The following is a 21781-nucleotide window of genomic DNA, read 5'->3' as shown; positions in this document are numbered from 1 at the left end:
GCCCCCGCAAGTCCCCGGGGAGCACGCCATGCGGCTGGTCGAACAACTTCTGGGCGGGATCGTGCGCGGGGCGGCAGCCCTCGGCGTGCTGTCGCTCCTCGCGCTCATGGCGCTGACGGTCGTCACCGTGACCTTCCGCGCCGTGGGCGTGGCCTTTCCGGGCACCTACGTGCTGGCGGAGCTTCTGCTGATCCCCACGGTCTCCTGCGCGCTGGCCTATGCGGCGTGGGACGGCGCCCACACCAAGGTCGAGCTGCTGGTCAAGAGCTTCCGGCCCCGTGTCGCGGGCCTGTCGCAAGGGCTGATGCTGCTGGCCGGCACCGCCTTCTGGGGCTTCGTCCTTTACGCCGGGATCGAAGAGGCGCTGCGCCGCGGCCGCCAGGGCGAGACGACGCCGCTTCTCGACATTCCCGTGGCCCCCTTCCGCTGGCTCATGGTGGCGGCGATCACGCTGATGATCGCGGTCTGCCTGCTGCGCGGCCTCCAGTTCATCGCGGGCCGGGAGCCGAAGGAATGACCCCGGTCCTTGCAGGCGTCATCGGCATCGCGGCGATGTTCCTCGCCATCGCCTTCGGCATGCCCATCGGCTTTGCCATGGGGCTGGTCGGTGTGCTGGGCTTCGGCCTGCTCATCAGCTTCCACGCGGCGATCATCAAGGTCGGCGTCATCGCCTTCGACCTCGCCACCAACTACGCCATCGGCACAGTGCCGCTGTTCCTGTTCATGGCGCATGTGCTGTTTGCCTCGGGCATCGGGCAGGACCTCTACGACTTTGCCGCGCGGATGCTGGGACACCGGCGGGGCGGGCTGGCCATGGCGACGGTCGGCGCCTCGGCAGGCTTCGCATCGGTCAACGCCTCGTCCCTGGCGACCACCGCGACCATGGGCCTTGTCGCCCTGCCCGAGATGCGGCGCCACGGCTATTCGCTGTCTCTGGCCTCCGGCTCCGTCGCGGCGGGGGGTACCATCGGGTCGCTCATCCCGCCCTCCGGCATGTTCATCATCTACGGCATCCTGACCGAGACCTCGATCGGCGACATGTTCGCGGCGGGCATCGTGCCGGGCGTGCTGCTGGCGCTCTTCTACATGACGGTGATCGCCGTCCGCTGCCGCCTGAACCCCGAGGCCGGACCCGCCGGGCCGCGCTACGACTGGGCTGCCCGCTGGCAGGGGTTCCGCCGCACGGGCGACGTGATCGTGCTCTTCGTCTTCGTCATGGGCGGCATCATCTGGGGCTGGTTCACCCCCACGGAGGCCGGCGCCATGGGGGCCTTCGGCGCGCTGGTGATCGCGGGCCTCCGCGGGAAACTGAGCGTCGCGGCCCTGCGCACCGCCGTCTACGACACGCTGCGCACCACCGGCATGATCTTCGGCATCCTCTTCGGCGCGCTGGTGTTCAACGCCTTCGTCACCGTGACGACCATCCCGTTGAACCTCGTCGGCTGGGTGAGCGCGGTGGACCTGCCGCCGCTGGCGGTCCTGCTGATCATCCTCGTGCTCTACCTGTTCCTCGGCATGATCCTCGACGCCTCGGCGATGATGACGCTGACCGTGCCGCTGTTCTTCCCGCTGGTCACGGGCCTCGGCTACGACGCGGTGCTGTTCGGCGTGCTGGTCGTGCGCATGACCGAGATCGCGCTGATCACGCCGCCGGTGGGCATGAACGTCTACGTCCTCAGCAGCGTGGCGCGGGACATTCCGCTGACGACGATCTTCCGTGGCACGGCGCCCTTCGTGCTGGCGGACCTGCTGCACGTGGCGCTGCTGCTGGCCATACCGGCGCTGGTGCTCTGGCTGCCCTCGCTCTGAGGGAGGGCGCCGAACCCGACCGGCGCGCGCCGATCAAACAGGAGCGGCTCCGGCCCTCAGCCCGTCACCCGCGCGTGCACCGCGTAGCGCCGGTAGAGGCCCCGGTGCTCCACCCCCGCAACGCGCCCGCCGAGGTTGTCGAGCGCGTCGGTCAGCCGGTCGCGCGGCGCAACGTGGAACCGCGCCAGCCATGCCCGCAGGCCTTTGCCGAACCAGCGTGGCAGGCCGCCCTGATCGCCGAAATCGACGATGTGCAACTGCCCGCCGGGGGCGAGGTGGCGCAGCGCCTCGTCCATCGCGCCCTGCCAGTCGGGGATCATCGACAGGCAGTAGGAACAGACGATGTGGTCGAAGCGGGCGGTGCCGAACAGGCCCTCGGCATCGAAGTCGCAGGCATCCGCCTGCGCCAGCACCACGCCCGCACCCAGCTTGCGCCGGGCAGAGATCAGCATCTGCTCCGAGATATCCAGCCCGTAGAGCCGCGCCTCCGGGTGCCTCGCGCGCAGGGCGGCAAGGTTGCGCCCCGTGCCGCAGGCGATCTCCAGTACAGACTGGCCGGGGCGGACGTCCATCCGCTCGATCAGCTCGTCGCGGCCCAGCAGGTAGTACTTGCGCGTCACGTCATAGAAAAGCCGCTGGTAGCGATAGACGTCGTCCATCAGCCGCCCGTGATCCGATGTCATGGTCATGCAGCGACCTTCCGGTAGAGGTGCACGCCGCCGTAGATCGCCGAACGGTCGGTGGCAAAGGCGGTGGCAGAGGCGGCTTCGTCATACCCCCACTGTGCCAGCAGGGCCTGAGGCACACGCCCCGGCAGGATGTCCGCCGCGCCGCCGGTCCGGAACAGCACGCGGGCACCGGGCCGGGCGGTGCGGGTGATTTCTTCCCAGAGCGCGGTCAGCTGCGCGTCGCTCATCCAGTCCTGCGCATCCAGCAGCACGTAGACCGACTTCGACCCGGCGGGCGCCTCTGCCAGCACGTCGGTGATCGAGCGGTTCCAGACCGTCACGCGGGGGGCCGCGGCGCGCACCGCCTCGAAGTGCTGCGGTTCGAGGTAGGGCGGCACCGGCCCGTCGCCTTCGGGCTTGTAGGCGCGCGTCGCCGCCTGCCAGGCAAAGTAGTTCTCGCCGATGGGGAAGTCGCAGAACAGCTTGCGCGTCCGCTCCCGCAGCACCGGGATCACGTCGCCGCCCGCGTCCGCTGCCAGCTTGTCGTATTGCGCGGGCGGTATGCCGAGGCCGAACAGCGACGCCCGGCGCCGCGCGGCGAACCTGACCAGCCGCGTGTCGTAAAGCGGCGCGATCTCGGCGTCAAAGAAGGCGCGCTGCTCCTCAAGCGTCGTGGCCGTCAACAGCCCGTCCCACCGCACGCCCGCCAAGCGGGTGACAAGGTGCACCGCGCCCAAGAAGCTGCCCAGCACGCCGTAGCGATGGAACCCGCGCGAAAACAGCGCCTTGCGCCGGACGATCCCGTGGCGCCCCTGCCAGAAGGCCCGCGCCTCCGGGTCGAGCCTGCGCAGGATGTAGCGGTCGAAAAGCGCCTCGTTCCCCGGCCGGTCGGCGTGGCCGAAGATGTCGTAGAAGGCCGCGTGGTCGGGCAAGACCTGCGCCGCCAGCAGCTTCAGCCGGTTCAGCTCCACATGCCAGGGCGAGAGGTCCACCGCCGTCACCGAGGCGGGCGAAGCGGTCAGATAGGACATCACGTTGCAGCCGCCCGAGGCGATGCAGACTATGTCGTCCTCCGCCGTCAGATCAAGCGCCGCCATGTCGCAGACCGGGTCCTCCCAGATCTGCGGATAGACGAGGCCCCGGAACAGCCGGGCAAACACCCGGTCCGAAACCGTGTCGAAGGACCATCTGCGATTCTGGTAGACGGCCTCTCCGATGAGGGCCTGCGTGGTGTCGCTCATTGCGCTTCCTGTTCAAGCTGTGCACTCCGCTCGACCCCGGCCGCCTGCGCGGCGATCCGGGCGCGCTTGCGGGCGCGCCGTTCGAGCAGGAACTGCCGGTTCTTGCGGGCTTCCCAGTCGACCAGCCGCATCTCGCCCGCCGCGTTCTCGATGACCGCGGTGCAGCTTTCGACCCAGTCGCCGGTGTTGATGTAGCGGATGCCGCCGATCTCGCGGATCGAGGCATGGTGGATGTGGCCGCAGATCACCCCGTCGAACCCCTTTTGACGGGCGTCCAGCGCCAGCACTTCCTCGAACTTGCAGATGTAGTTGACCGCCTGCTTGACCTGCTGCTTCGACCATTTCGACAGCGACCAGTAGCGGTGCGACCAGAGCCTGCGGACCATGTTGATCTTCGGGTTCAGCCAGATCAGCGCGGCATAGGCGCTGTCGCCGAGATACGCGAGCCACTTGGCGTTGGCCACCACCGCGTCGAACTCGTCGCCGTGGGTCACGAGGTAACGCCGCCCGTCCGCCGCCACGAAGCTGTCGCGCCGCTTCAGCTCGATCCCGCCAAGGTGCAGCCCGATGTAGTCGCGGAACACCTCGTCGTGGTTGCCGGGGATGAAGATCACCCGCGTGCCGCCCCGCGCCTTTTCGAGGATCGCCTGGATGACCGCGTTGTGATCCTCCGGCCAGTGCCAGCCCTTCTTCAGCCGCCAGCCGTCGACGATGTCCCCGACAAGGTAGAGCGTCTCGGCTTCGTGCTTCGCCAGGAACTCCGCCAGCAGCCGCGCCCGGCAGCCGCGTGTGCCGAGGTGGACATCCGACAGGAAGATCGTGCGATCGGTCACCGTTTCGTCCGCGCTTCTGGTTCACGTGGTCCAGAGGCGGATACGCCGCGGATGTATCACTGCGGTGACCGTTTTGTATCGGTCGCGTGACCCTTTCCCCTGCGGCGCAAGGGTGCAGCCCCTCCGGTGAAAGCGGCTGTAACCGAACTTTCAGCAATCGGTCATCTGCCTGTCATGAAAGGGAAATAGCCGGTGGCCGCGTGTCCCCGGCCCGACAGCCGGACGGGGGCCAAGAGATGGATGGGGACATCCCGAATTCCTTGCCGTCAGGACGGACCCATCCCGGGTCCGCCCCGGCATTCCTGTTGCCCTGCACCGGCTGGGCACAAACGACCGGAGACAGTCGATGAAACACGTCATGACCTTCACCGCCGCGGCGACCTTTGCGCTGACGGCCTCCACGGCGATGGCCGAAACCCAGATCACTTGGTGGCACGGCATGGGCGGCCACCTCGGCGACGTGGTCAACCAGATCGCCGCCGGCTTCAACGAAAGCCAGTCCGACTACGAGATCACCCCGGTCTTCAAGGGCACCTACGAGGAAACCCTGACCGCCGCCATCGCCGCCTTCCGCGCGGGCGAGCAGCCGAACATCGTTCAGGTCTTCGACGCGGGCGCCGCCACCGTGATCGGCGCCAAGGGCGCGACGATCCCGGTTCAGGACCTGCTCGAACAGAACGGCGTCGACTTCGACATCGAGGACTACATCGCGGGCGTGCGCTACTTCTACGCCGACAGCGACGGCAAGATGATCGGCATGCCGTTCAACTCCTCCTCGCCGGTGCTCTACTACAACGCCGACGCTCTGGCCGCCGCCGGTGTCGAGGCCCCCGCCACCTACGAGGACTTCGAAGCCATCGCGCCGAAGCTGAAGGACGCGGGCTACACCCCGCTCGTGCAGACGCACCTGCCGTGGGAATTCGTCGAGAACTTCCACTCCCGCCACAACCTGCCGTTTGCCACCAACAACAACGGCTACGACGGCGCAGAGGGCACCGAGATCCTGATCAACTCTCCCGAAATGGCGATGCACTTCACCAAGGTGAAGGAATGGCTGGACGCGGGCCTCTTCGGGTTCCACGGCACCTCCTGGGACGACAACAAGGCGCATTTCCTCGACCAGTCCGCCGCCATGTACATCGGTTCCTCGGGTGACTTCGGCGGCCTGACCGCGCTCGACCTGCCGTTCGAATGGGCCTCCACCTACCTGCCGCACTGGGCCTCGATCACCGAAGAGGGCTACCAGTCCTTCATCGGCGGCGCGTCGCTGTTCGCCATGTCCGGCAAGTCGGACGAGGAAAACGCCGCCTCCGCCGCCTTCTTCGAATACCTGACCTCCCCCGAGGTCCAGTACATGTGGCACCGTGAAACCGGCTACGTGCCGATCACCGAGGCCGCCTACGAAATGGCGAAGGAAGACGGCCACTACGAGCGCTTCCCGGCGGCCGAGACCGGCATCAAGCAGCTCATGCTCCAGTCGGGCGAGAACACCCACGGCTACCGCATGGGCTTCTACGTCCAGATCCGCGACATCGAGAACCGCGAGCTGGCAAAGTTCCTGAACGGCGAAACCTCTATCGATGACGCGCTTTCGACCATCGAAGCCGAAGGCAACGAGCTGCTGGGCCGCTTCGCCCAGACCACGAACTGAGCCTTTCCGCGATGACACGACGGCGGCCGCCCCGGGTGGCCGCCGCTCCCCTTTGAAGGACCTGCGATGAAGCGCGCCTCTTTCGACAACCCGTGGCTCCCGATCCTGCTGCTCCTGCCGCAGCTCTCGATCATCTGCCTGTTCTTCTACTGGCCCGCGTGGCAGGCGCTGCGCTCGTCGTTCTTTCTCGAAGACCCCTTCGGCTTCGGCGAAACCTTCGTGGGCCTGCAGAACTACGCCCGGCTCTGGACCTCCAGCCAGTACCTGAAGAACGCGGGCTTCACGGTGGTCTTCTCGCTCTGCGTCACCTTCTTCTCGCTGGCCATCGCACTGCTCCTGGCGGTCAAGGCCGACAGCGTGTTGCGCGGGGCAAAGACCTACCGCACGCTCCTGATGTGGGTCTACGCCGTGGCGCCGCCGGTCGCGGGCTTCCTCGCCCTGATCCTCTTCAACCAGCGCTGGGGTCCGATGGTCGATTTCTTCGCCCAGTTCGGCTGGCAGATGAAGGTCCGCCTCGATTACTTCGACACCGCCTTCGCCATGGTCGTGGCCTCCGTCTGGAAGCAGATCCCGGTAAACTTCATCTTCTTCCTCTCCGGCCTCCAGTCCATCCCGCGCGCCGTGCGCGAGGCGGCGCTGATCGACAACGGCTCCGGCATCTCGCGCTTCTGGACGGTGACCTTCCCGCTGCTCGCGCCCACGGGGTTCTTCCTGCTGATCATCAACATCACCTACGCGCTTTTCGACACCTTCGGCCTGATCGACACCATCCTGCGCAACAACCCCGGCGACCAGCCGGTGACGCTGGTCTACCAGGTCTACCTCGACGGGTTCCGCGGGCAGGACATCGGCGGCTCCTCGGCGCAGTCGGTCGTGCTCATGGTGCTGGTACTGGCGCTCACCATCATGCAGTTCCGCCTCGTCGAGCGGCGCATCCACTACACCTGAGGACCGCCATGGCAGAGATTTCCCAGACCACCGGACGCACCGCGGCGCAGCCTGCCGAACGCCCCGCCCGCAAGCCCCTGCGCTGGGGTGCCGTCGCCGACCACGCGATCCTGATCGCCGGGGCCGCGCTGATGATCGTGCCGCTGCTGACCATGCTGCAGATGACCACGATCCCCGACGCGCAGGTGATGCAGCACGGCCCCTCGCTGGAAATCGGCGACCGCTTCTGGCCGAACCTGCAAAAGGCGCTCTTCCAGTCGATGAGCTTCTCGGGCGAGACGACCGGCATCAACATGTTCCGCAACTCGATGATCCTCGGGCTGGGTTTCGCCATCGGCAAGATCGTCATCGCCATGATGGCCGCCTATGCCATCGTCTACTTCCGCCTGCGCTTTGCCACGCTGGCCTTCTGGCTGATCTTCACCACGCTGCTCCTGCCGCTTGAGGTGCGCATCGTCCCCTCCTACGAGATCACCCAGAAGCTGGGCCTCCTGAACACCTGGACCGGGCTGATCGTGCCGCTGATCGCCTCGGCCACCGCGACCTTCTTCTTCCGGCAGTTCTTCATGTCCGTGCCCGAAGAGCTGGTCGAGGCGGCAAAGATCGACGGGGCAGGGCCGGTGAAGTTCTTCATCGACATCCTCGTGCCGCTCTCCCGGACGATGATCGCCGCGATGTTCATCATCATGTTCGTCTACGGCTGGAACCAGTACCTCTGGCCCACCATGGTCTCGACCGAGGAAGACAAGTTCACCCTCGTCCAGGGCATCAAGCAGATCACCCAAAGCCTCGAAGGCAACCACATCCCGGAATATGGGCGGTCGAACCTTCTGGCGATCCTCGCGGTCCTGCCGCCGGTGCTGGTGGTGGTCTTCTTCCAGCGCTGGTTCGTGAAGGGCCTCACCGACTCCGACAAGTAACCTCCGCCTCCGCGCGGCGGCGTCCCACCGGGCCGTCGCGACAGGACCCCGGCACGCCCGCGCACAACGCCGCGTCAGGGCAAACGACAAAAAGGAACAAAGGAATGGCAACGGTCACGCTGCAAGACGTCCGCAAGGTCTATCCCAACGGGTTCGAAGCGGTGAAGCCCACCAGCTTCACCATCGCCGACGGCGAGTTTCTCGTGCTCGTCGGCCCCTCCGGCTGCGGCAAGTCCACGCTCCTGCGGATGATCGCGGGGCTGGAGGACATCACCGGCGGCACGCTCCACATCGGCGAACGCATGGTCAACGACACCGACCCCGCCGACCGCGACATCGCGATGGTCTTCCAGAACTACGCGCTCTACCCGCACATGACCGTCCGCCGGAACATCGGCTACGGCCTCAAGAACCGGAAGACGCCGAAGGCACAGATCGACGCCAAGGTGGAGGAGGCGGCGAAGATGCTGAACCTCACCGACTACCTCGACCGCAAGCCCTCGCAACTCTCGGGCGGCCAGCGCCAGCGCGTCGCCATGGGCCGCGCCATCGTCCGCGATCCGGCGCTCTTCCTCTTCGACGAACCGCTCTCGAACCTCGACGCCAAGCTGCGCAACCAGATGCGGATCGAGATCAAGGCCCTGCAGCGCCGGCTCGGCGTGACCTCGATCTACGTGACCCACGACCAGGTCGAGGCGATGACCATGGCCGACCGCATCGTGGTGCTGAACGGCGGCGTGATCGAGCAGATCGGCACCCCGTCCGAGATCTACCACAGCCCCGCGTCCACCTTCGTCGCCTCCTTCATGGGCGCGCCGCCGATGAACCTGGTGGAGGCGCGCTTCGGCGACGGCGCGGTGCGGCTGCCTGACGGCACGCCGGTCATGGCCGCCCCGAACGGCCGCACCGGCGCCATCACGCTGGGCATCCGGCCGGAGGACGTGCGCGTGGGGCAGGGGGCCATGGCCTTCGACGTGGCGCTGGTCGAGGAACTGGGCGCCCACCGCCTGCTGCACGGCGAGGTGGCGGGCCAGCCCTTCACCGCGCACGTCCTGAAGGACAGCGCCCACGCCACGGGCCGCCACCCCATCGAGCTGCCGCAAGCGGCGCTCGCCCTCTTCGACATGGAAACCGGACAACGCCTGTGACCCTCGCCACCACCCGCCCCGCCATCACCGTCACCGACACCCTGCCGCCCGTCACACTGGACGAACGGCACCGCCTCCTGACCGCGCCCCGCACCGCCGAGGCGCACCGCGCCCTCATGGCAGAGGTCCCGGCCATGTCGATGGTCCAGACCGGCGGCACCGCCTCCGCCCCGCAGTTTCCCGCGACCCTCTCGGTCGTGGCATGGAACGTCGAACGCTGCCTCTTCCCGGAGGACAGCGCCGCCCACCTCGCGCCCCGTGCCCCCGACATCGTGCTTCTGTCAGAGGTCGATCACGGCATGGCCCGCACCGGCCAGCGCCACACGACCGAGGTCATGGCCAAGGCGATGGGCATGGCCTACGCCTACGGGGTGGAGTTCCACGAACTCGACCTCGGCGGGCCCACCGAAAGGGTGTTCTGCACCGACGACTTCAACGCGCTCGGCTGGCACGGCAACGCGATCCTGTCCAAGGCCCCGTTCGAAAGCGTCACGCTGATCCGGCTCGACGATCACGGCCACTGGTTCTCGGAGGCGGCGGGCGCCGATCCCGAGCAGCCGCGCCTTGGCGGCCGGATGGCGCTTGCCGCCGTGGTGCCGACCGACGCGGGGCCGCTCTGCGTCGTCTCCACCCACCTCGAAAGCAATTCCGGCTCCGACCACCGCGCGCGGCAGATGCAGATCCTGCTCGACGGCATCGACGCCTTCGCACCCGGCATGCCCGTCCTGATCGGCGGCGACCTCAACACCGGCAACCATGTCCCGCCCGACTTCGACTGGCGGGGCGAGGCGCTGTTCCCCATGGCCGAAGAGCGCGGCTATTCCTGGACCTTCACCGCCGAGGGCATGACCACGCGCCCCAGCCTCATCACCCCGCACCCGACCCGCGTGATGAAACTCGACTGGTTCGCCGGGCGCGGCCTGACCCCGTTGGACCGGGCGGTGATCCCTTCGCTCGACGCAAACGGCCGGCCGCTTTCGGACCACGACGCGGTCTGGTGCCGTGCCGGTGTCACACCGCTCTGAGACGCCCGCCGAACAGGCAAACCAGCGGCGCGCCCAATGGCGCGCCGCACGTTTTTTGTATACACGCTAGCTATACGTCATAAATACGTTACACTCCGGTGCATGAGAGCCGCACCAGCCCCCTTCCGACCGATTCTGGCCCGGGCCGCCGCCGGGGTCCTGCTCCTGCTGTCCGCCGCCCCCGCCCCCGCCCCTGCCGCGGCGCAAAGCCCCATCGCCGACATCATCTGCGCCCCCACGCCGCAGATGGAAAAGCGTCTCGCCAGCCACCGCAACATCACCAAGGCCGCCTCCGGCCTGCGCAATCCCGAAGAGGTGCTGGAGGTCTGGACCGGGGCAGAGGGCACCTGGACCATGGTCATCCGCTACGCCTCCGGCACATCCTGCATCGTGGCCATGGGCGACGCCTGGCAGATGGCGCAGGGCGAAGCGCCTTCCTGACCCGCCCTCCTGACCCGCGCGGCCCGGCAAACGGCAACCGCTGTCACGGAACCTTCGCGCGACCGTCGCAAAGCTGAATCCGAAGCGTCAAGAAACTGACGCGCCCGGCCCGTAGGACCGCCCGGTAACAACCGGGGGACCCGATGCTCGAAGTCGACAATCTGACCAGACGTTTCGGCGACAGGACGGCCGTGGACCGTGCCAGTTTCACCGTGCCGGAACCGGCGATGGTCGGCATCATCGGGCGCTCGGGCGCGGGCAAGTCGACGCTGCTGCGCATGGTCAACCGCCTCACGGATGCCTCCGAAGGCGCGATTCGCTTCGAGGGCCGCGAGATCACCGCCCTGACCGGCGCCGCGCGACGCACATGGCAAAGCCGCTGCGCGATGATCTTCCAGCAGTTCAACCTCGTGCCGCGCTTGGACGTGGTGTCGAACGTGTTGCACGGCACGCTCAACCGCCGCTCCACCCTGTCGACGGTGTTCAACCTCTACCCGCGCGCCGACATCCACCGCGCCATCGAGATCCTCGACCGCCTGGGCATCGCCGCCGAGGCGCCCAAGCGGGCCGAGGCGCTGTCCGGCGGCCAGCAGCAGCGCGTCGCCATCGCCCGCGCCCTGATGCAGGACCCGGCGGTGATCCTCGCCGACGAACCCATCGCCTCCCTCGACCCGATGAACGCGCAGATCGTCATGCAGGCGCTGCGCACCATCCACGAGGAAGACGGCCGCACGGTCATCGCCAACCTGCACACGCTCGACACCGCGCGCCGCTACTGCGACCGGGTGATCGGGATGCGCGACGGGCGCATCGTCTTCGACGGCACGCCCGCGCAGCTGACCACCGGCATGGCCCGCGAGATCTACGGCGCGGGCGCGGATTTTTCCGAGGCCGCCACCTCCACCGAAATCGAGACGCTCGACCACGAACTGGCGGCCATCGCCAGGGCCGACGCGCTCGTCTGACCACCGACCACACCTTCATCGACGGAGAAACTGATGAAAAAGCTGATCGCCATCGCCCTCGCCACCACCGCGCTGACCGGCGCGGCACAGGCGCAGGACATCACCGAGTTCCGCATCGGCATCCTTGGCGGCGAGAACGCCCAGGACCGCATGAACTCCTACGCCTGCCTGCAGAACTACGCGTCCGAGGAACTGGGCGTCGAGGTCAAGCTCTTCGCCCCCGCCGACTACAACGGCGTGATCCAGGGCCTGCTGGGCGGCACGCTCGACATGGCATGGCTGGGCGCTTCGGCCTATGCCGCCGTCTACCTGCAGGACGCAGACGCGGTCGACCCGGTGCTGGTCAAGCAGAACCTCGACGGCTCCATCGGCTACCACTCCATCGGTTTCGCCCGCAAGGACAGCGGCATCACCAAGCTGGAAGACGTGAAGGGCAAGGTCTTCGGCTTCGGCGACCCGAACTCCACCTCCGGCTACCTGATCCCCTCCATCGAGATCCCGCAGACCACCGGCGCCTCGATGGAATCGGGTGACTACTTCGGCGAGGTGAAGTTCACCGGCGGCCACGAGCAGACCATCGTCGCGGTCTTCAACGGCGACATCGACGCCGGCGTGACCTGGGCCGACGCACAGGGCAACTGGGAAGACGGCTACAACTCCGGCGCGCTGCGCAAGGCGGTGGACGCGGGCCTCGTCGACATGAACGAGCTGACCGAGATCTGGAAGTCCAAGGTCATCCCCGAGGGCCCCGTGGTCCTGCGCAAGGCGCTGCCCGAGGACGTGAAGACCCGCATGACCGCGCTGGTCGACGGTCTTTATGAGCGTGACGCGGACTGCGCCTACGGCGTGGCCGCCGGCGACACGCTGGGCTTCATCCCGGTCGACCACGACACCTACCAGTCCGTGATCGACGCCCGCAAGGCAGAGATCGGCGGCTGATCGCTTCCGCGACCGCCCCGGCGGCAATGGCGCGTCAGCCCGTACCGGCGCGCCCTTGTCCCGCATCCTGCAGACCGCGCCCCGGGCCACGCGCCCGGGGCCATCCCTGAACGGAACCCCATGACAGACGCCACCCTTACCGTCGGCCAGATCCGGTCCGGCTACATGGAGCAGGTCCGCCGCAAGCGCCTTTACGGCGGGCTGACGCTCATGATCTTCGTCCTGCTCATGGTCTCCGGCTTCGTCGTCGCCGACGACCGCAACGCGGGCGGCTTCTGGGACGGGCTGTCGCAACTGGGCGACTACCCCGCCGCCGTCCTGTCGGAGGCATGGGAAAAGCGCGCCGACCTGCCGTCGCTCGTGGTGAAGTACTTCCCCGCGCTGGTCGAGACGGTGAACATCGCCGCCGTCTCCACCCTGCTGGGCGCCGCCTTAGGCACCGTCTTCGCGCTGCTCTCGACCCGCGGCCTCGCCCGCTGGCCGCGCCTCGTCCCGCTGTTCCGCCGCCTGATGGACGTGATGCGCGCCGTCCCCGAGATCGTCATCGCGCTGGTGCTGATCTTCGTCCTCGGCGGCGGCCCGGTGCCCGCGATGATCGCCATCGCCGTGCATTCCACCGGCGCTCTGGGCAAGCTCTTCTCCGAGGTGGCCGAGAACGCCGACCTCAAGCCGGTCGAGGGTCTGTCCTCCGTCGGCGCCTCCTGGACGCAACGCATGTGGCTGGGCGTCCTGCCGCAGGTCGCGCCGAACCTGCTCAGCTACGGCCTCCTGCGGTTCGAGATCAACATCCGCGCCTCCGCCATCCTCGGCTTCGTGGGGGCAGGGGGGCTGGGCTACGAACTCAGGAACTCCATGGCCTGGGGCCCGGGCCGCTTCGACGAGGCGGCGGCCATCTTCATCCTGCTCTTCGGCGCCATCGTGCTCTTCGACCAGCTCTCCAGCCGCCTGCGCAACCGCCTCACCCAAGGAGCACACGCATGAGCCTTGCCGATGTCTCCGCGATGCAGGCCGGCGCCGACCGGCTGTTCCTGCGCAAGCGCCTGACCGCCTTCGCGCTGCCCGCGCTGGTGCTGGCCTACCTCGTCTACATCGCTTTCGCCTTCGACATCGCCGGTCTCGCGCAGCGCGCCCGCTGGGACAATGCCGTGACGCTGGCCTCAGACTCGTGGTCCTACAAGGTGCATGTCACCCGCGACCACCGCTCCGGCCAGATCGACTACGCCGTCGAGGGGGAGCGCAAGGGCGCCTATCCCGAAGGCACCCGCCCCGACTGGGTCACCGGCGATACCGTCACCACCGTCGACCTCGGGCACGGCCACACAGTCCGGCTCCTGCCCGAAAACGCGACAGAGGTCGTCATCCCCGGCTTCGGCACGATCGAGGCGCGCTTCGACGGACGCGCGGTCGTCACCAACCTGCCCGAGGACCTGCCCGACTGGATCAACGCCGCGCGCAACCGCGTTGCGATCACCACCGACGAGGGCCGGATCACCATCACCCGCTCGAAGACCGAGATCTTCAACTACTTCCCGGGGTGGGAGCTGTTCTTCTACACCTTCGACAGCCCCTATCACGGCCATGGCCTGCCCGGGATCCTCTTCGGTGACCGGATCGACCCGGCCCGTCCGAACCTCGCGGGCGCATGGCAGGACTTCTGGGACAACCCGATGTGGCGCCACGCCGACGTCGCCTGGGCCATCGGAGAGACCATCCTCATGGCTTTCCTCGGCACCTTCGGCGCGGCCATCGTGGCGCTGCCGCTGGCCTTCCTCGCCGCGAAACGCTTCGCGCCGCTCATGGCCGTACGCTTCGCCATGCGCCGGGTCTTCGACTTCGTGCGCGGCGTCGATGCGCTGATCTGGACCGTCGTCCTCGCCCGCGCCTTCGGCCCCGGTCCGTTGACCGGCGCTCTGGCGATCCTCGTCACCGACACCGGCACCTTCGGCAAGATCTTCTCCGAGGCGCTGGAGAACACCGACCCGAAACAGATCGAGGGCATCGCCTCCACCGGCGCCAACCCGGTGCAGCGCATCCGCTTCGGGGTAATCCCGCAGATCGTGCCGGTGCTGCTCAGCCAGGTGCTCTACTTCCTCGAATCCAACACCCGCTCCGCCACGATCATCGGCGCGATCACCGGCGGCGGCATCGGCCTGCTGCTGACGCAGGCGATCCAGACCCAGAAGGACTGGGAAGAGGTTGCCTATTACATCATCCTGATCATTCTGGTGGTCATGATGATGGACTGGATCTCCGGCAAGCTGCGCGCCCGACTGATCGGGCGCAGGGACGGCCACTGATGGTGCGCGTCTTCGTCACCGGCGTGAACCGCGGCATCGGCGCGGCCCTCATGGCCGAGGCGCAGGCGCGCGGCCACACCGTCACGGGCACCACCCGCGACGGGCGGGACGGCACCGTGCCGCTGCGCCTCGAAGAGCCTGCGACCATCGCGGGCCAGCTTGCGGATATCGGCCCTGTCGACATCCTCATCAACAACGCGGGCGTGATCGGTCCCGACCGGCAGTCGCCCCTCGACATGGACTTCGACGGCTTTGCCGCGACGCTGGCGGTCAACACGCTGGCGCCGCTTGCCGTGGCGCAGGCGCTCCTGCCGTCGCTCAGGGCGGGGCAGGGCGCGCGCATCCTCACCGTCTCCTCGCAGATGGCCTTCATGGGCTACGCGAAGTCCGACCGCATCGCCTACCGCGCCTCGAAGGCGGCGGTGAACAAGGTCATGCAAGGCCTCGCGACCGACCTCGCGCCAGAGGGCATCGCCTGCGTCCTCGTCGATCCGGGCTGGGTGCAGACCGACATGGGCGGCACCGGCGCGCCCGAGACGCCGGAGGCGGTGGCGCAGGGCATCCTCGACCTCGCCGACCGGCTGACGCTCGCGGACACCGGCCGCTTCTTCCGCTTCACCGGCGAGGAACGCCCGTTCTGAGCGGCCAGCCCGCGACCCACGCAAAAGGACCGCCCATGGCCCGCCTGTCCCCGGACGCCCCCGTCGTCCAGCCCGATTGCTCGATCACCGAAAGCACCTTTGGCCGCTACACGGAGGTCGGGCGCGGCAGCCGCATCGCTTACAGCCACCTCGGCGACTACAGCTACTGCGACCGCTACGCCGATATCGCCAACGCGACCGTCGGCAAGTTCGCCAACATCGCCGCATTCACCCGGATCGGCGCCACGGATCACCCGCTGGACACCGCCGCCTGCCACCACTTCCTCTACCGCTCCGACGACTACTGGGACGACGCGGAACCGGACGCCGCCTTCTTCGACCACCGCCGCTCCCGCCGGGCGGTCATCGGCCATGACACCTGGATCGGCCACGGCGCCATGATCAAGCCGGAGGTCACGCTGGGCCACGGCGCGGTGGTGGGCTCCGGCGCCGTGGTGACGAAGGACGTGGCGCCCTACACCATCGTCGCGGGCACCCCGGCCAGGGTCCTCCGCCTGCGCCAGCCCGAGGCCATCGCCGACCGGCTGATCGCGCTGGCCTGGTGGGACTGGCCGCACGACCGCCTGCGCCAGACGCTCGACGACTTCCGCACTCTGACCGCCGAAGCCTTCCTCGACAAGTATGAGCGGTGATCCCAGCGGCGGCGGCCCCTCGGCCCTTCGGCCCGACCCCTCCGCCTCCTCGAAGACATCGAGGATCCGCGCCCCGGCCTCGATGTCCATGCCGTGCGGCACGGCTCCGGGAACGGAGTAGCTGTCCCCGGCCAGGCAGATGCGCGTCTCGCCACCGACGGCCAGTGCCATTTCGCCCTCGATCCCCATGCCCCGCTGGGCGACGTGCGAATGGACCGGCAGATCGAGGTCGTGAAGAAAGCTGAAGAACACCGCGAGCCCGGCGTCCGACTGGATCGCCGAGGGCTCCCCACGTCTTAGGGAAAGGGGATCTCGGTCCCCGGGAAGGCGCCCATGAAATCCGGGAAGGGCGGGGTGGTCACCTGTTCCTGCGGGGCGGACTGTCGGACAGAGGACACCCCGAACCGCATCTTTCCCGGCCATGGAAGGCGCAAGGCGTTCAGTCCTCCAGCGTCAGGGTGATCCTGTCGCCCGCCCACCACGTCCGCCCGAACTCGATGGGCACCCCCTCCGGGTCGACGTTAAGGCTGGTGGTCTTCAGGACCGGCGCGCCCTCCGCCAGGTGCAGGTGCAGCGCCTGCACCGCTGTCGCCGCCACGGCGGTGATCCGGGTCGAGGCGCGGGTGTAATCCGCCACGCCCGCCGCGCGCAACGCATGGGTCACGCCCTTGCCCTCCGCCAAGGCCTCCGGCAGCCCGGGCAGCCGGTCGAGCGGGTAGATCGACTCCGCCAGTGCCACCGGCTGCCGGTCCGCGAAAGAGAGCGAGTGGCTCGCCAGCACCCGCGCGCCCTCTGCCACGTCCAGCACCTCGGCCTCGCCGGCACTGGCGGCACGCACCTCCTGCCCGAGGATCTCGCGCCCGGGCATGCGGCCCGCGCGGCGCAGGTTCTCGGTGAAGCGCACGCGCGCCCCGATGGGATAATCGGTCGGCGCCGCCGCCACGAAGACCCCCGATCCCCGGCGCGACCGGAGCACGCCCGCCTCCACCAGCGAGGCCACCCCGTGCCGCACCGTGTGCCGGTTCACGCCGAAACGCTCCGCCATCTGCGCCTCGGTGGGCAGCTTGTCGCCCGGGCCATAACGTCCCTCGGCGATCTCGTCGCGCAGCGCGCGGGCGATTTCCGCCCACAGAGGCGTCCGGTGCGGCGTGCGTTTCGATGCTCCGTTACTCAAATTTCACACTTTCCGACTCGCGCCCGGGGGCGGCATCTGCGATAATAAGTCTAGTTGTATAGATATGGCGGGATTTGTCGAGATGAAAGACCTGCAAGACGACACCGGCGGCGCCGCGGACCGGCGCGCGTGGATGGGCCTCCTGGCCCGCGCGCCAAGGGGCCGTCCCGCCGAACTGCTGGATGCGCTGGGACCGCGCCCTGCCGCCGACTGGCTGCGCCGCCCGGAGACCGGCAGCGTCATGGTGCAGGGCCGGGCCGGGGGCACCGGCACGCCCTTCAACCTCGGCGAGATGACCGTGACCCGCTGCGCGCTGCGCCTTGCGGACGGCACCGTGGGCCACGCCTACGTGCAGGGCCGCGACAAACCCCATGCGGAAGCGGCCGCCCTGATCGACGCGCTGATGCAGACCGGCGCCGCCGATCGGGTCCGGGCCGAAGTGCTGGACCCGCTCGCGGCCGAGGCCGCCCGGCGCCGGGACACCCGCGCCCGCAAGGCCGCGGCGACGAAGGTGGATTTCTTCACCATGGTCCGGGGAGACGATTGATGACGACCGACGCCCTCGAAGGCGGGTTTTCAAACCCCGCAATGGACTCCGCCCGCGCCTTCCGCGCCGTGATGACCGCCATGGCCCGCCCCGGCACCATCCACCGGCTCGACGGCGCGACACCGCCCGCGCCGCTCTCGCCCGCCGCGGGTGCCGTGCTGCTCACGCTCTGCGACGCCGACACGCCGGTGCACCTGGCCGGGGCGACAGACTGCCCCGCCGTCCGCCAGTGGATCGCCTTCCACATCGGCGCGCCGCTCTGCGGCCCTGCGGACTGCACCTTTGCCCTGGGCCGCTGGCAGGACGTCGACCACGACCAATACCCCCTGGGCACGCCGGAATACCCCGACCGCTCCGCCACGCTGATCGTCGAAACCGACAGGCTGACGGCGGAAGGCGCGCGCCTTTCTGGCCCCGGCATCAGGGACACCGCCACGCTCTCCCTTTCCGAAAGCGACCTTTACTCCCGGAACCGGACGCTTTTCCCGCTGGGCCTCGACCTGATCCTCACCTGTGGCGCGCAGGTCGCCGCCGTGCCCCGCACCACCCGGGTGCAGTTTCCCGCAACGGAGGACCGCTGATGTATGTCGCTGTCAAAGGGGGCGAACGCGCCATCGGCAACGCCCACGCCTGGCTGGCCGAGGAGCGCCGCGGCGATCCCGCGGTCCCCGAACTCACCGTGCCGCAGATCCGCGAACAGATGGCGCTGGCGGTCAACCGGGTGATGGCCGAAGGCTCGCTCTACGATCCCGACCTCGCGGCGCTGGCGATCAAGCAGGCGCGCGGCGACCTGATCGAGGCGGTCTTCCTGATCCGCGCCTACCGCACGACGCTGCCGCGCCTCGGCAGCAGCGCGCCGCTCGACACCGCGGCCATGGCCTGCGACCGGCGCATCTCGGCCACCTTCAAGGACCTCCCCGGCGGGCAGGTGCTGGGGCCGACCTTCGACTACACGCACCGCCTGCTGGACTTCAAGCTGGCCGCCGAAAGCGCGCCGGATGCCACCCCGGACCCCGCCCCGGAACGGGAGGCGACGGGCGAGGCCGTGCCGCATGTCACCGGCTTCCTCAACCGCGAGGGCCTGATCGAGGAGGCCCCGGCAGAGGACACCACGCCCCCGGACCTGACCCGCGACCCGCTGGAGCTGCCCGCCGAACGGGCGCTCCGCCTGCAGGCGCTGACCCGGGCAGACGAGGGCTTCACCCTCGGGATGGCCTACTCGACCCAGCGCGGCTACGCCCGCAACCACGCCTTCGTGGGCGAACTGCGGATCGGCGCGGTGCCGGTGGAGATGGAGATCCCCGAGCTCGGTTTCTCCGTCGAGATCGGCGAGGTCGTCCTGACCGAATGCGAGACGGTGAACCAGTTCAAGGGCTCGAAGACCGAGCCGCCGCAGTTCACCCGTGGTTACGGGCTGGTCTTCGGCCAGACCGAGCGCAAGGCCATCGCCATGGCGCTGGTCGACCGGGCGCTGCGCTGGCAGGAACTGGGCGAGGACGACAGCGGCGCACCGGCGCAGGACGCGGAATTCGTGCTCTACCACGGCGACAACGTGCAGGCGACGGGCTTCCTCGAACACATCAAGCTGCCGCACTACGTCGACTTCCAGTCGGAGCTGGAGCTGGTCCGCAAGCTGCGCCGCGAGGCAGAGGCGGCGCAGGACCGCCCCGCCACGCAGGAGGCGGCGGAATGAGCGTGGTCCTGACAGTGGCCCGCGGACGGCCCGCGCCTGTCCACATGGGCGTCGCCCGCCCGTGTGTGCCCCACCCGTTACCCAGCCTTGACCTGACCCCCTCCGTGAGCCTCCCCCCCTCCCTAACCCTCCCCCGGGACGGGGGAGGGGACCTGTCGCGCAAGACGGTTAAGCCGGGATTAACGTATCAAGGTCCAGAGTCCGCCCGATGCCGCAGGGCTTTCCCTCCCCCGCTGCGGGGGAGGGCCAAGGAGGGGGCGGGGACAGGACAGGCAGGCCCGGGAGCGGCCGCACGCCCCGTTCACCTGATCTTGACGCCCCCCGGAACACCGGCGGTCGGGGACCAGATGACCGGCTTTCACAACGACGCCCAGAAGGCGGAGGCCCGGCGCCGGCGCCGCGAGACGACGGAGGCGCAGAAGCGGCTATGGCAGTTCCTGCGCGCCCACCGCTTCATGGGCCTTTCGGTGCGCCGCCAGGCGCCCGTCGGCCCGCTGATCGTGGATTTCCTCATCCCGGCGCACCGCCTCGCAATCGAGACGGGCCACCCCCGCGACCCGGCCCGCGCGGCCTGTCTGAAGGCCCGCGGCTACCGGCTCCTCGGCTTCAACGACACCGACATCCTGACGCGGACGGATGCCGTCCTGCGCGCCATAGCGGAGGCCCTTCGGTCATGACCCCCGACACCGGCGACCTCGCCTACAACTTCGCCTACCTCGACGAACAGACCAAGCGGATGATCCGCCGCGCCATCCTGAAGGGGCTGGCGATCCCCGGTTACCAGGTGCCCTTCGCCTCGCGCGAGATGCCCATGCCCTACGGCTGGGGCACCGGCGGGGTGCAGGTCTCGGCAGCGGTGATGACGCCCGAAGACCGCTTCAAGGTCATCGACCAGGGCGCCGACGACACCACCAACGCGGTCTCCATCCGGACCTTCTTCGAACGCACCGCCGGGGTGGAGACGACCACCCGGACAGCGGAGGCAACGGTGATCCAGACCCGCCACCGCTTCCCCGAACAGCCGCTGACCGAGGACCAGATCCTCGTCTACCAGGTGCCGATCCCGGAGCCCCTGCGCTTCCTCGAGCCGCGTGAGACCGAGACCCGCAAGATGCACGCCCTGCAGGACTACGGGCTGATGCACGTCAAGCTCTACGAGGACATCAGCCGCCACGGCCATATCGCCACCGCCTATGCCTACCCGGTTCAGGTCGAGGGCCGCTATGTCATGGACCCCTCGCCGATCCCGCGCTTCGACAACCCCAAGCTGGACGGCTGCCCCGCGATCCAGCTTTTCGGCGCCGGGCGCGAGCAGCGGATCTATGCCCTGCCGCCCTATACACGGGTTGTCAGCCTCGATTTCGAGGACCACCCCTTCGAGGCCTCGAAGGCGGACCACCCCTGCGCGCTCTGCGGGGCGGAGGACAGCTATCTCGACGAGGTGATCGTCGACGACCGGGGCGGGCGGATGTTCGTCTGTTCGGACACCGACCACTGCGAAACCCGGCAGGCGCAGGGGTTTCGCGGGGAGGCCGCGGCATGAGCGAACTGATCCTGCGCGCCCCCGAAGAGCGGGACATTCCCGCCCTGCACGAGATGATCCTGCGCCCCGCCGTGCAATGGGGCACCGGGCGGCTGCCCTACCAGAAGACCGACTGGGTGGCCGAACGGGTGCGGGCAAGGACTGAAGGGGTGCACAGCCTCGTGGCGGAGAAGGACGGCACGGCGATCGGCTGGGCGACCCTGACGCGCGGCCCGGACCGCCGGTCGCATTCCGGGTCGCTGGCGATCACCGTCCACGACCTGCACCACCGGCAGGGGGTCGGACGGGCGCTTATGACCGCGATCCTCGACCTGGCCGACAACTGGCTGGGGCTGATCCGGACGGAGTTGGAGGTCAACCTCGACAACCACGGGGCCATCGCGCTCTACCGGGCGTTCGGGTTCGAGGACGAGGGCATCCGCCGCGCCTCGCTTCTGCGCGACGGGGTCTACGTGGATTCGCTGCTGATGGGCCGCCTGATCGCCCCGCGCCCCACCGCCGGGGCCCCGGGGGACGCCTTTGCTGCGCCCGGTTTCGCGGCGAAATCCTCCGGGCCGGGAGAGGGGGCATGATGCCCGCCTTTGCCGGGCTGAGGGGGCGTCGCTCTGGCCTGGGCCACGGGCTGGGTGAACCGTTCCGGGCAGG

Annotated in this window: 24 protein-coding genes; 20 read left to right on the top strand and 4 right to left on the bottom strand. The window is 68.8% G+C overall.

The annotated features are described in order from the left end of the window. Positions 1-28: 28 nt before the first annotated feature. Together QNI11_RS16575 and QNI11_RS16570 are read left to right on the top strand one after the other, a co-directional pair. Positions 29-517 (top strand): TRAP transporter small permease, encoded by a 489-nt coding sequence (locus QNI11_RS16575; RefSeq protein WP_283980960.1) that lies wholly within the window; start codon positions 29-31, stop codon positions 515-517. Further along, the gene (locus QNI11_RS16570) at positions 514-1809 is read left to right on the top strand and encodes a TRAP transporter large permease (protein WP_283980958.1); all 1296 of its coding nucleotides are present in this window, start codon (positions 514-516) and stop codon (positions 1807-1809) included. Before QNI11_RS16575 ends, QNI11_RS16570 begins: the two co-directional genes overlap by 4 nt. A gap of 56 nt (positions 1810-1865) precedes the next feature. On the opposite strand, the gene QNI11_RS16565 is transcribed toward QNI11_RS16570, so the two are convergent. From QNI11_RS16565 to QNI11_RS16555, 3 genes are read right to left on the bottom strand one after another with little or no spacing between them, the layout of a single operon-like run. After that, positions 1866-2498 (bottom strand): class I SAM-dependent methyltransferase, encoded by a 633-nt coding sequence (locus QNI11_RS16565; RefSeq protein ID WP_283980957.1) that lies wholly within the window; start codon positions 2496-2498, stop codon positions 1866-1868. After that, entirely contained in the window at positions 2495-3718 is a 1224-nt protein-coding gene (locus tag QNI11_RS16560) for a DUF3419 family protein (protein WP_283980956.1), read from the bottom strand. Before QNI11_RS16560 ends, QNI11_RS16565 begins: the two co-directional genes overlap by 4 nt. Beyond that, entirely contained in the window at positions 3715-4551 is an 837-nt protein-coding gene (locus QNI11_RS16555) for a UDP-2,3-diacylglucosamine diphosphatase (RefSeq protein WP_283980955.1), read from the bottom strand. Before QNI11_RS16555 ends, QNI11_RS16560 begins: the two co-directional genes overlap by 4 nt. A 346-nt stretch (positions 4552-4897) precedes the next feature. Here QNI11_RS16555 and QNI11_RS16550 point away from each other — a divergent pair, with 346 nt between their 5' ends. The 12 genes from QNI11_RS16550 (at position 4898) to QNI11_RS16495 (ending at position 16179) form a co-directional block, all read left to right on the top strand. After that, positions 4898-6202 (top strand): extracellular solute-binding protein, encoded by a 1305-nt coding sequence (locus QNI11_RS16550; RefSeq protein ID WP_283980954.1) that lies wholly within the window; start codon positions 4898-4900, stop codon positions 6200-6202. 66 nt (positions 6203-6268) lie between these two features. After that, complete coding sequence (locus tag QNI11_RS16545; protein WP_283980953.1) at positions 6269-7150, top strand: ABC transporter permease subunit; 882 nt, start codon at positions 6269-6271, stop codon at positions 7148-7150. Between the two features lie 8 nt (positions 7151-7158). After that, on the top strand, positions 7159-8070 hold the full coding sequence (locus tag QNI11_RS16540; protein WP_283980952.1) for an ABC transporter permease subunit: 912 nt from the start codon (positions 7159-7161) through the stop codon (positions 8068-8070). Positions 8071-8174: 104 nt separating this feature from the next. Continuing rightward, entirely contained in the window at positions 8175-9218 is a 1044-nt protein-coding gene (gene ugpC / locus QNI11_RS16535) for a sn-glycerol-3-phosphate ABC transporter ATP-binding protein UgpC (protein WP_100929549.1), read from the top strand. Continuing rightward, positions 9215-10243, top strand: a complete 1029-nt coding sequence (locus tag QNI11_RS16530) for an endonuclease/exonuclease/phosphatase family protein (protein ID WP_283980951.1) — start codon at positions 9215-9217, stop codon at positions 10241-10243. The genes ugpC and QNI11_RS16530 overlap by 4 nt, the downstream gene beginning before the upstream one ends. A 102-nt stretch (positions 10244-10345) precedes the next feature. After that, positions 10346-10684, top strand: a complete 339-nt coding sequence (locus QNI11_RS16525) for a hypothetical protein (protein ID WP_283980950.1) — start codon at positions 10346-10348, stop codon at positions 10682-10684. 143 nt (positions 10685-10827) lie between these two features. Then, complete coding sequence (gene phnC, locus QNI11_RS16520; RefSeq protein ID WP_283980949.1) at positions 10828-11649, top strand: phosphonate ABC transporter ATP-binding protein; 822 nt, start codon at positions 10828-10830, stop codon at positions 11647-11649. Positions 11650-11682: 33 nt separating this feature from the next. Then, positions 11683-12588: a phosphonate ABC transporter substrate-binding protein gene (phnD, locus tag QNI11_RS16515; protein ID WP_283980948.1), complete on the top strand. Its 906-nt coding sequence runs from the start codon at positions 11683-11685 to the stop codon at positions 12586-12588. Positions 12589-12708: 120 nt separating this feature from the next. Beyond that, positions 12709-13569 (top strand): phosphonate ABC transporter, permease protein PhnE, encoded by an 861-nt coding sequence (gene phnE / locus QNI11_RS16510; RefSeq protein WP_283980947.1) that lies wholly within the window; start codon positions 12709-12711, stop codon positions 13567-13569. Further along, the gene (phnE, locus tag QNI11_RS16505) at positions 13566-14885 is read left to right on the top strand and encodes a phosphonate ABC transporter, permease protein PhnE (RefSeq protein ID WP_283980946.1); all 1320 of its coding nucleotides are present in this window, start codon (positions 13566-13568) and stop codon (positions 14883-14885) included. Before phnE (QNI11_RS16510) ends, phnE (QNI11_RS16505) begins: the two co-directional genes overlap by 4 nt. Further along, complete coding sequence (locus QNI11_RS16500) at positions 14885-15526, top strand: SDR family NAD(P)-dependent oxidoreductase (protein WP_283980944.1); 642 nt, start codon at positions 14885-14887, stop codon at positions 15524-15526. Before phnE (QNI11_RS16505) ends, QNI11_RS16500 begins: the two co-directional genes overlap by 1 nt. 35 nt (positions 15527-15561) lie before the next feature. Next, entirely contained in the window at positions 15562-16179 is a 618-nt protein-coding gene (locus tag QNI11_RS16495; protein ID WP_283980943.1) for a chloramphenicol acetyltransferase, read from the top strand. Between the two features lie 439 nt (positions 16180-16618). On the opposite strand, the gene phnF is transcribed toward QNI11_RS16495, so the two are convergent. Beyond that, the gene (phnF, locus tag QNI11_RS16490) at positions 16619-17353 is read right to left on the bottom strand and encodes a phosphonate metabolism transcriptional regulator PhnF (protein WP_283980941.1); all 735 of its coding nucleotides are present in this window, start codon (positions 17351-17353) and stop codon (positions 16619-16621) included. Positions 17354-17435: 82 nt separating this feature from the next. Between phnF and phnG the strand changes: the two genes are divergently transcribed. The 6 genes from phnG (at position 17436) to QNI11_RS16460 (ending at position 21708) form a co-directional block, all read left to right on the top strand. Beyond that, complete coding sequence (gene phnG / locus QNI11_RS16485; RefSeq protein ID WP_283980940.1) at positions 17436-17900, top strand: phosphonate C-P lyase system protein PhnG; 465 nt, start codon at positions 17436-17438, stop codon at positions 17898-17900. Next, a complete protein-coding gene (phnH, locus tag QNI11_RS16480) occupies positions 17900-18481 on the top strand; it encodes a phosphonate C-P lyase system protein PhnH (RefSeq protein WP_283980939.1) in 582 nt (193 codons plus the stop codon). The genes phnG and phnH overlap by 1 nt, the downstream gene beginning before the upstream one ends. Then, positions 18481-19593, top strand: a complete 1113-nt coding sequence (locus tag QNI11_RS16475; protein ID WP_283980938.1) for a carbon-phosphorus lyase complex subunit PhnI — start codon at positions 18481-18483, stop codon at positions 19591-19593. The genes phnH and QNI11_RS16475 overlap by 1 nt, the downstream gene beginning before the upstream one ends. A gap of 347 nt (positions 19594-19940) precedes the next feature. After that, the gene (locus QNI11_RS16470) at positions 19941-20270 is read left to right on the top strand and encodes an endonuclease domain-containing protein (RefSeq protein WP_283980937.1); all 330 of its coding nucleotides are present in this window, start codon (positions 19941-19943) and stop codon (positions 20268-20270) included. Next, positions 20267-21136, top strand: a complete 870-nt coding sequence (locus tag QNI11_RS16465; RefSeq protein ID WP_283980936.1) for an alpha-D-ribose 1-methylphosphonate 5-phosphate C-P-lyase PhnJ — start codon at positions 20267-20269, stop codon at positions 21134-21136. The genes QNI11_RS16470 and QNI11_RS16465 overlap by 4 nt, the downstream gene beginning before the upstream one ends. Further along, positions 21133-21708, top strand: a complete 576-nt coding sequence (locus QNI11_RS16460) for a GNAT family N-acetyltransferase (protein ID WP_283980935.1) — start codon at positions 21133-21135, stop codon at positions 21706-21708. Before QNI11_RS16465 ends, QNI11_RS16460 begins: the two co-directional genes overlap by 4 nt. The last annotated feature ends 73 nt before the right edge of the window (positions 21709-21781 follow it).

The organism is Sagittula sp. MA-2, from assembly GCF_030126985.1.
In the GTDB taxonomy this organism is placed as follows: Bacteria; Pseudomonadota; Alphaproteobacteria; order Rhodobacterales; family Rhodobacteraceae; genus Sagittula.
Note: the sequence above shows the minus strand (reverse complement) of the source record. Positions and strands in the feature narration are given on the sequence as shown.

Coding starts and splice junctions, on each gene's coding strand:
- QNI11_RS16575 (WP_283980960.1), top strand. CDS start 29: ATGCGGCTGGTCGAACAACTTCTGGGCGGGATCGTGCGCGGGGCGGCA.
- QNI11_RS16570 (WP_283980958.1), top strand. CDS start 514: ATGACCCCGGTCCTTGCAGGCGTCATCGGCATCGCGGCGATGTTCCTC.
- QNI11_RS16565 (WP_283980957.1), bottom strand. CDS start 2,498: ATGACCATGACATCGGATCACGGGCGGCTGATGGACGACGTCTATCGC.
- QNI11_RS16560 (WP_283980956.1), bottom strand. CDS start 3,718: ATGAGCGACACCACGCAGGCCCTCATCGGAGAGGCCGTCTACCAGAAT.
- QNI11_RS16550 (WP_283980954.1), top strand. CDS start 4,898: ATGAAACACGTCATGACCTTCACCGCCGCGGCGACCTTTGCGCTGACG.
- QNI11_RS16545 (WP_283980953.1), top strand. CDS start 6,269: ATGAAGCGCGCCTCTTTCGACAACCCGTGGCTCCCGATCCTGCTGCTC.
- QNI11_RS16540 (WP_283980952.1), top strand. CDS start 7,159: ATGGCAGAGATTTCCCAGACCACCGGACGCACCGCGGCGCAGCCTGCC.
- ugpC (WP_100929549.1), top strand. CDS start 8,175: ATGGCAACGGTCACGCTGCAAGACGTCCGCAAGGTCTATCCCAACGGG.
- QNI11_RS16525 (WP_283980950.1), top strand. CDS start 10,346: ATGAGAGCCGCACCAGCCCCCTTCCGACCGATTCTGGCCCGGGCCGCC.
- phnC (WP_283980949.1), top strand. CDS start 10,828: ATGCTCGAAGTCGACAATCTGACCAGACGTTTCGGCGACAGGACGGCC.
- phnD (WP_283980948.1), top strand. CDS start 11,683: ATGAAAAAGCTGATCGCCATCGCCCTCGCCACCACCGCGCTGACCGGC.
- phnE (WP_283980947.1), top strand. CDS start 12,709: ATGACAGACGCCACCCTTACCGTCGGCCAGATCCGGTCCGGCTACATG.
- phnE (WP_283980946.1), top strand. CDS start 13,566: ATGAGCCTTGCCGATGTCTCCGCGATGCAGGCCGGCGCCGACCGGCTG.
- QNI11_RS16500 (WP_283980944.1), top strand. CDS start 14,885: ATGGTGCGCGTCTTCGTCACCGGCGTGAACCGCGGCATCGGCGCGGCC.
- QNI11_RS16495 (WP_283980943.1), top strand. CDS start 15,562: ATGGCCCGCCTGTCCCCGGACGCCCCCGTCGTCCAGCCCGATTGCTCG.
- phnG (WP_283980940.1), top strand. CDS start 17,436: ATGAAAGACCTGCAAGACGACACCGGCGGCGCCGCGGACCGGCGCGCG.
- phnH (WP_283980939.1), top strand. CDS start 17,900: ATGACGACCGACGCCCTCGAAGGCGGGTTTTCAAACCCCGCAATGGAC.
- QNI11_RS16475 (WP_283980938.1), top strand. CDS start 18,481: ATGTATGTCGCTGTCAAAGGGGGCGAACGCGCCATCGGCAACGCCCAC.
- QNI11_RS16470 (WP_283980937.1), top strand. CDS start 19,941: ATGACCGGCTTTCACAACGACGCCCAGAAGGCGGAGGCCCGGCGCCGG.
- QNI11_RS16465 (WP_283980936.1), top strand. CDS start 20,267: ATGACCCCCGACACCGGCGACCTCGCCTACAACTTCGCCTACCTCGAC.
- QNI11_RS16460 (WP_283980935.1), top strand. CDS start 21,133: ATGAGCGAACTGATCCTGCGCGCCCCCGAAGAGCGGGACATTCCCGCC.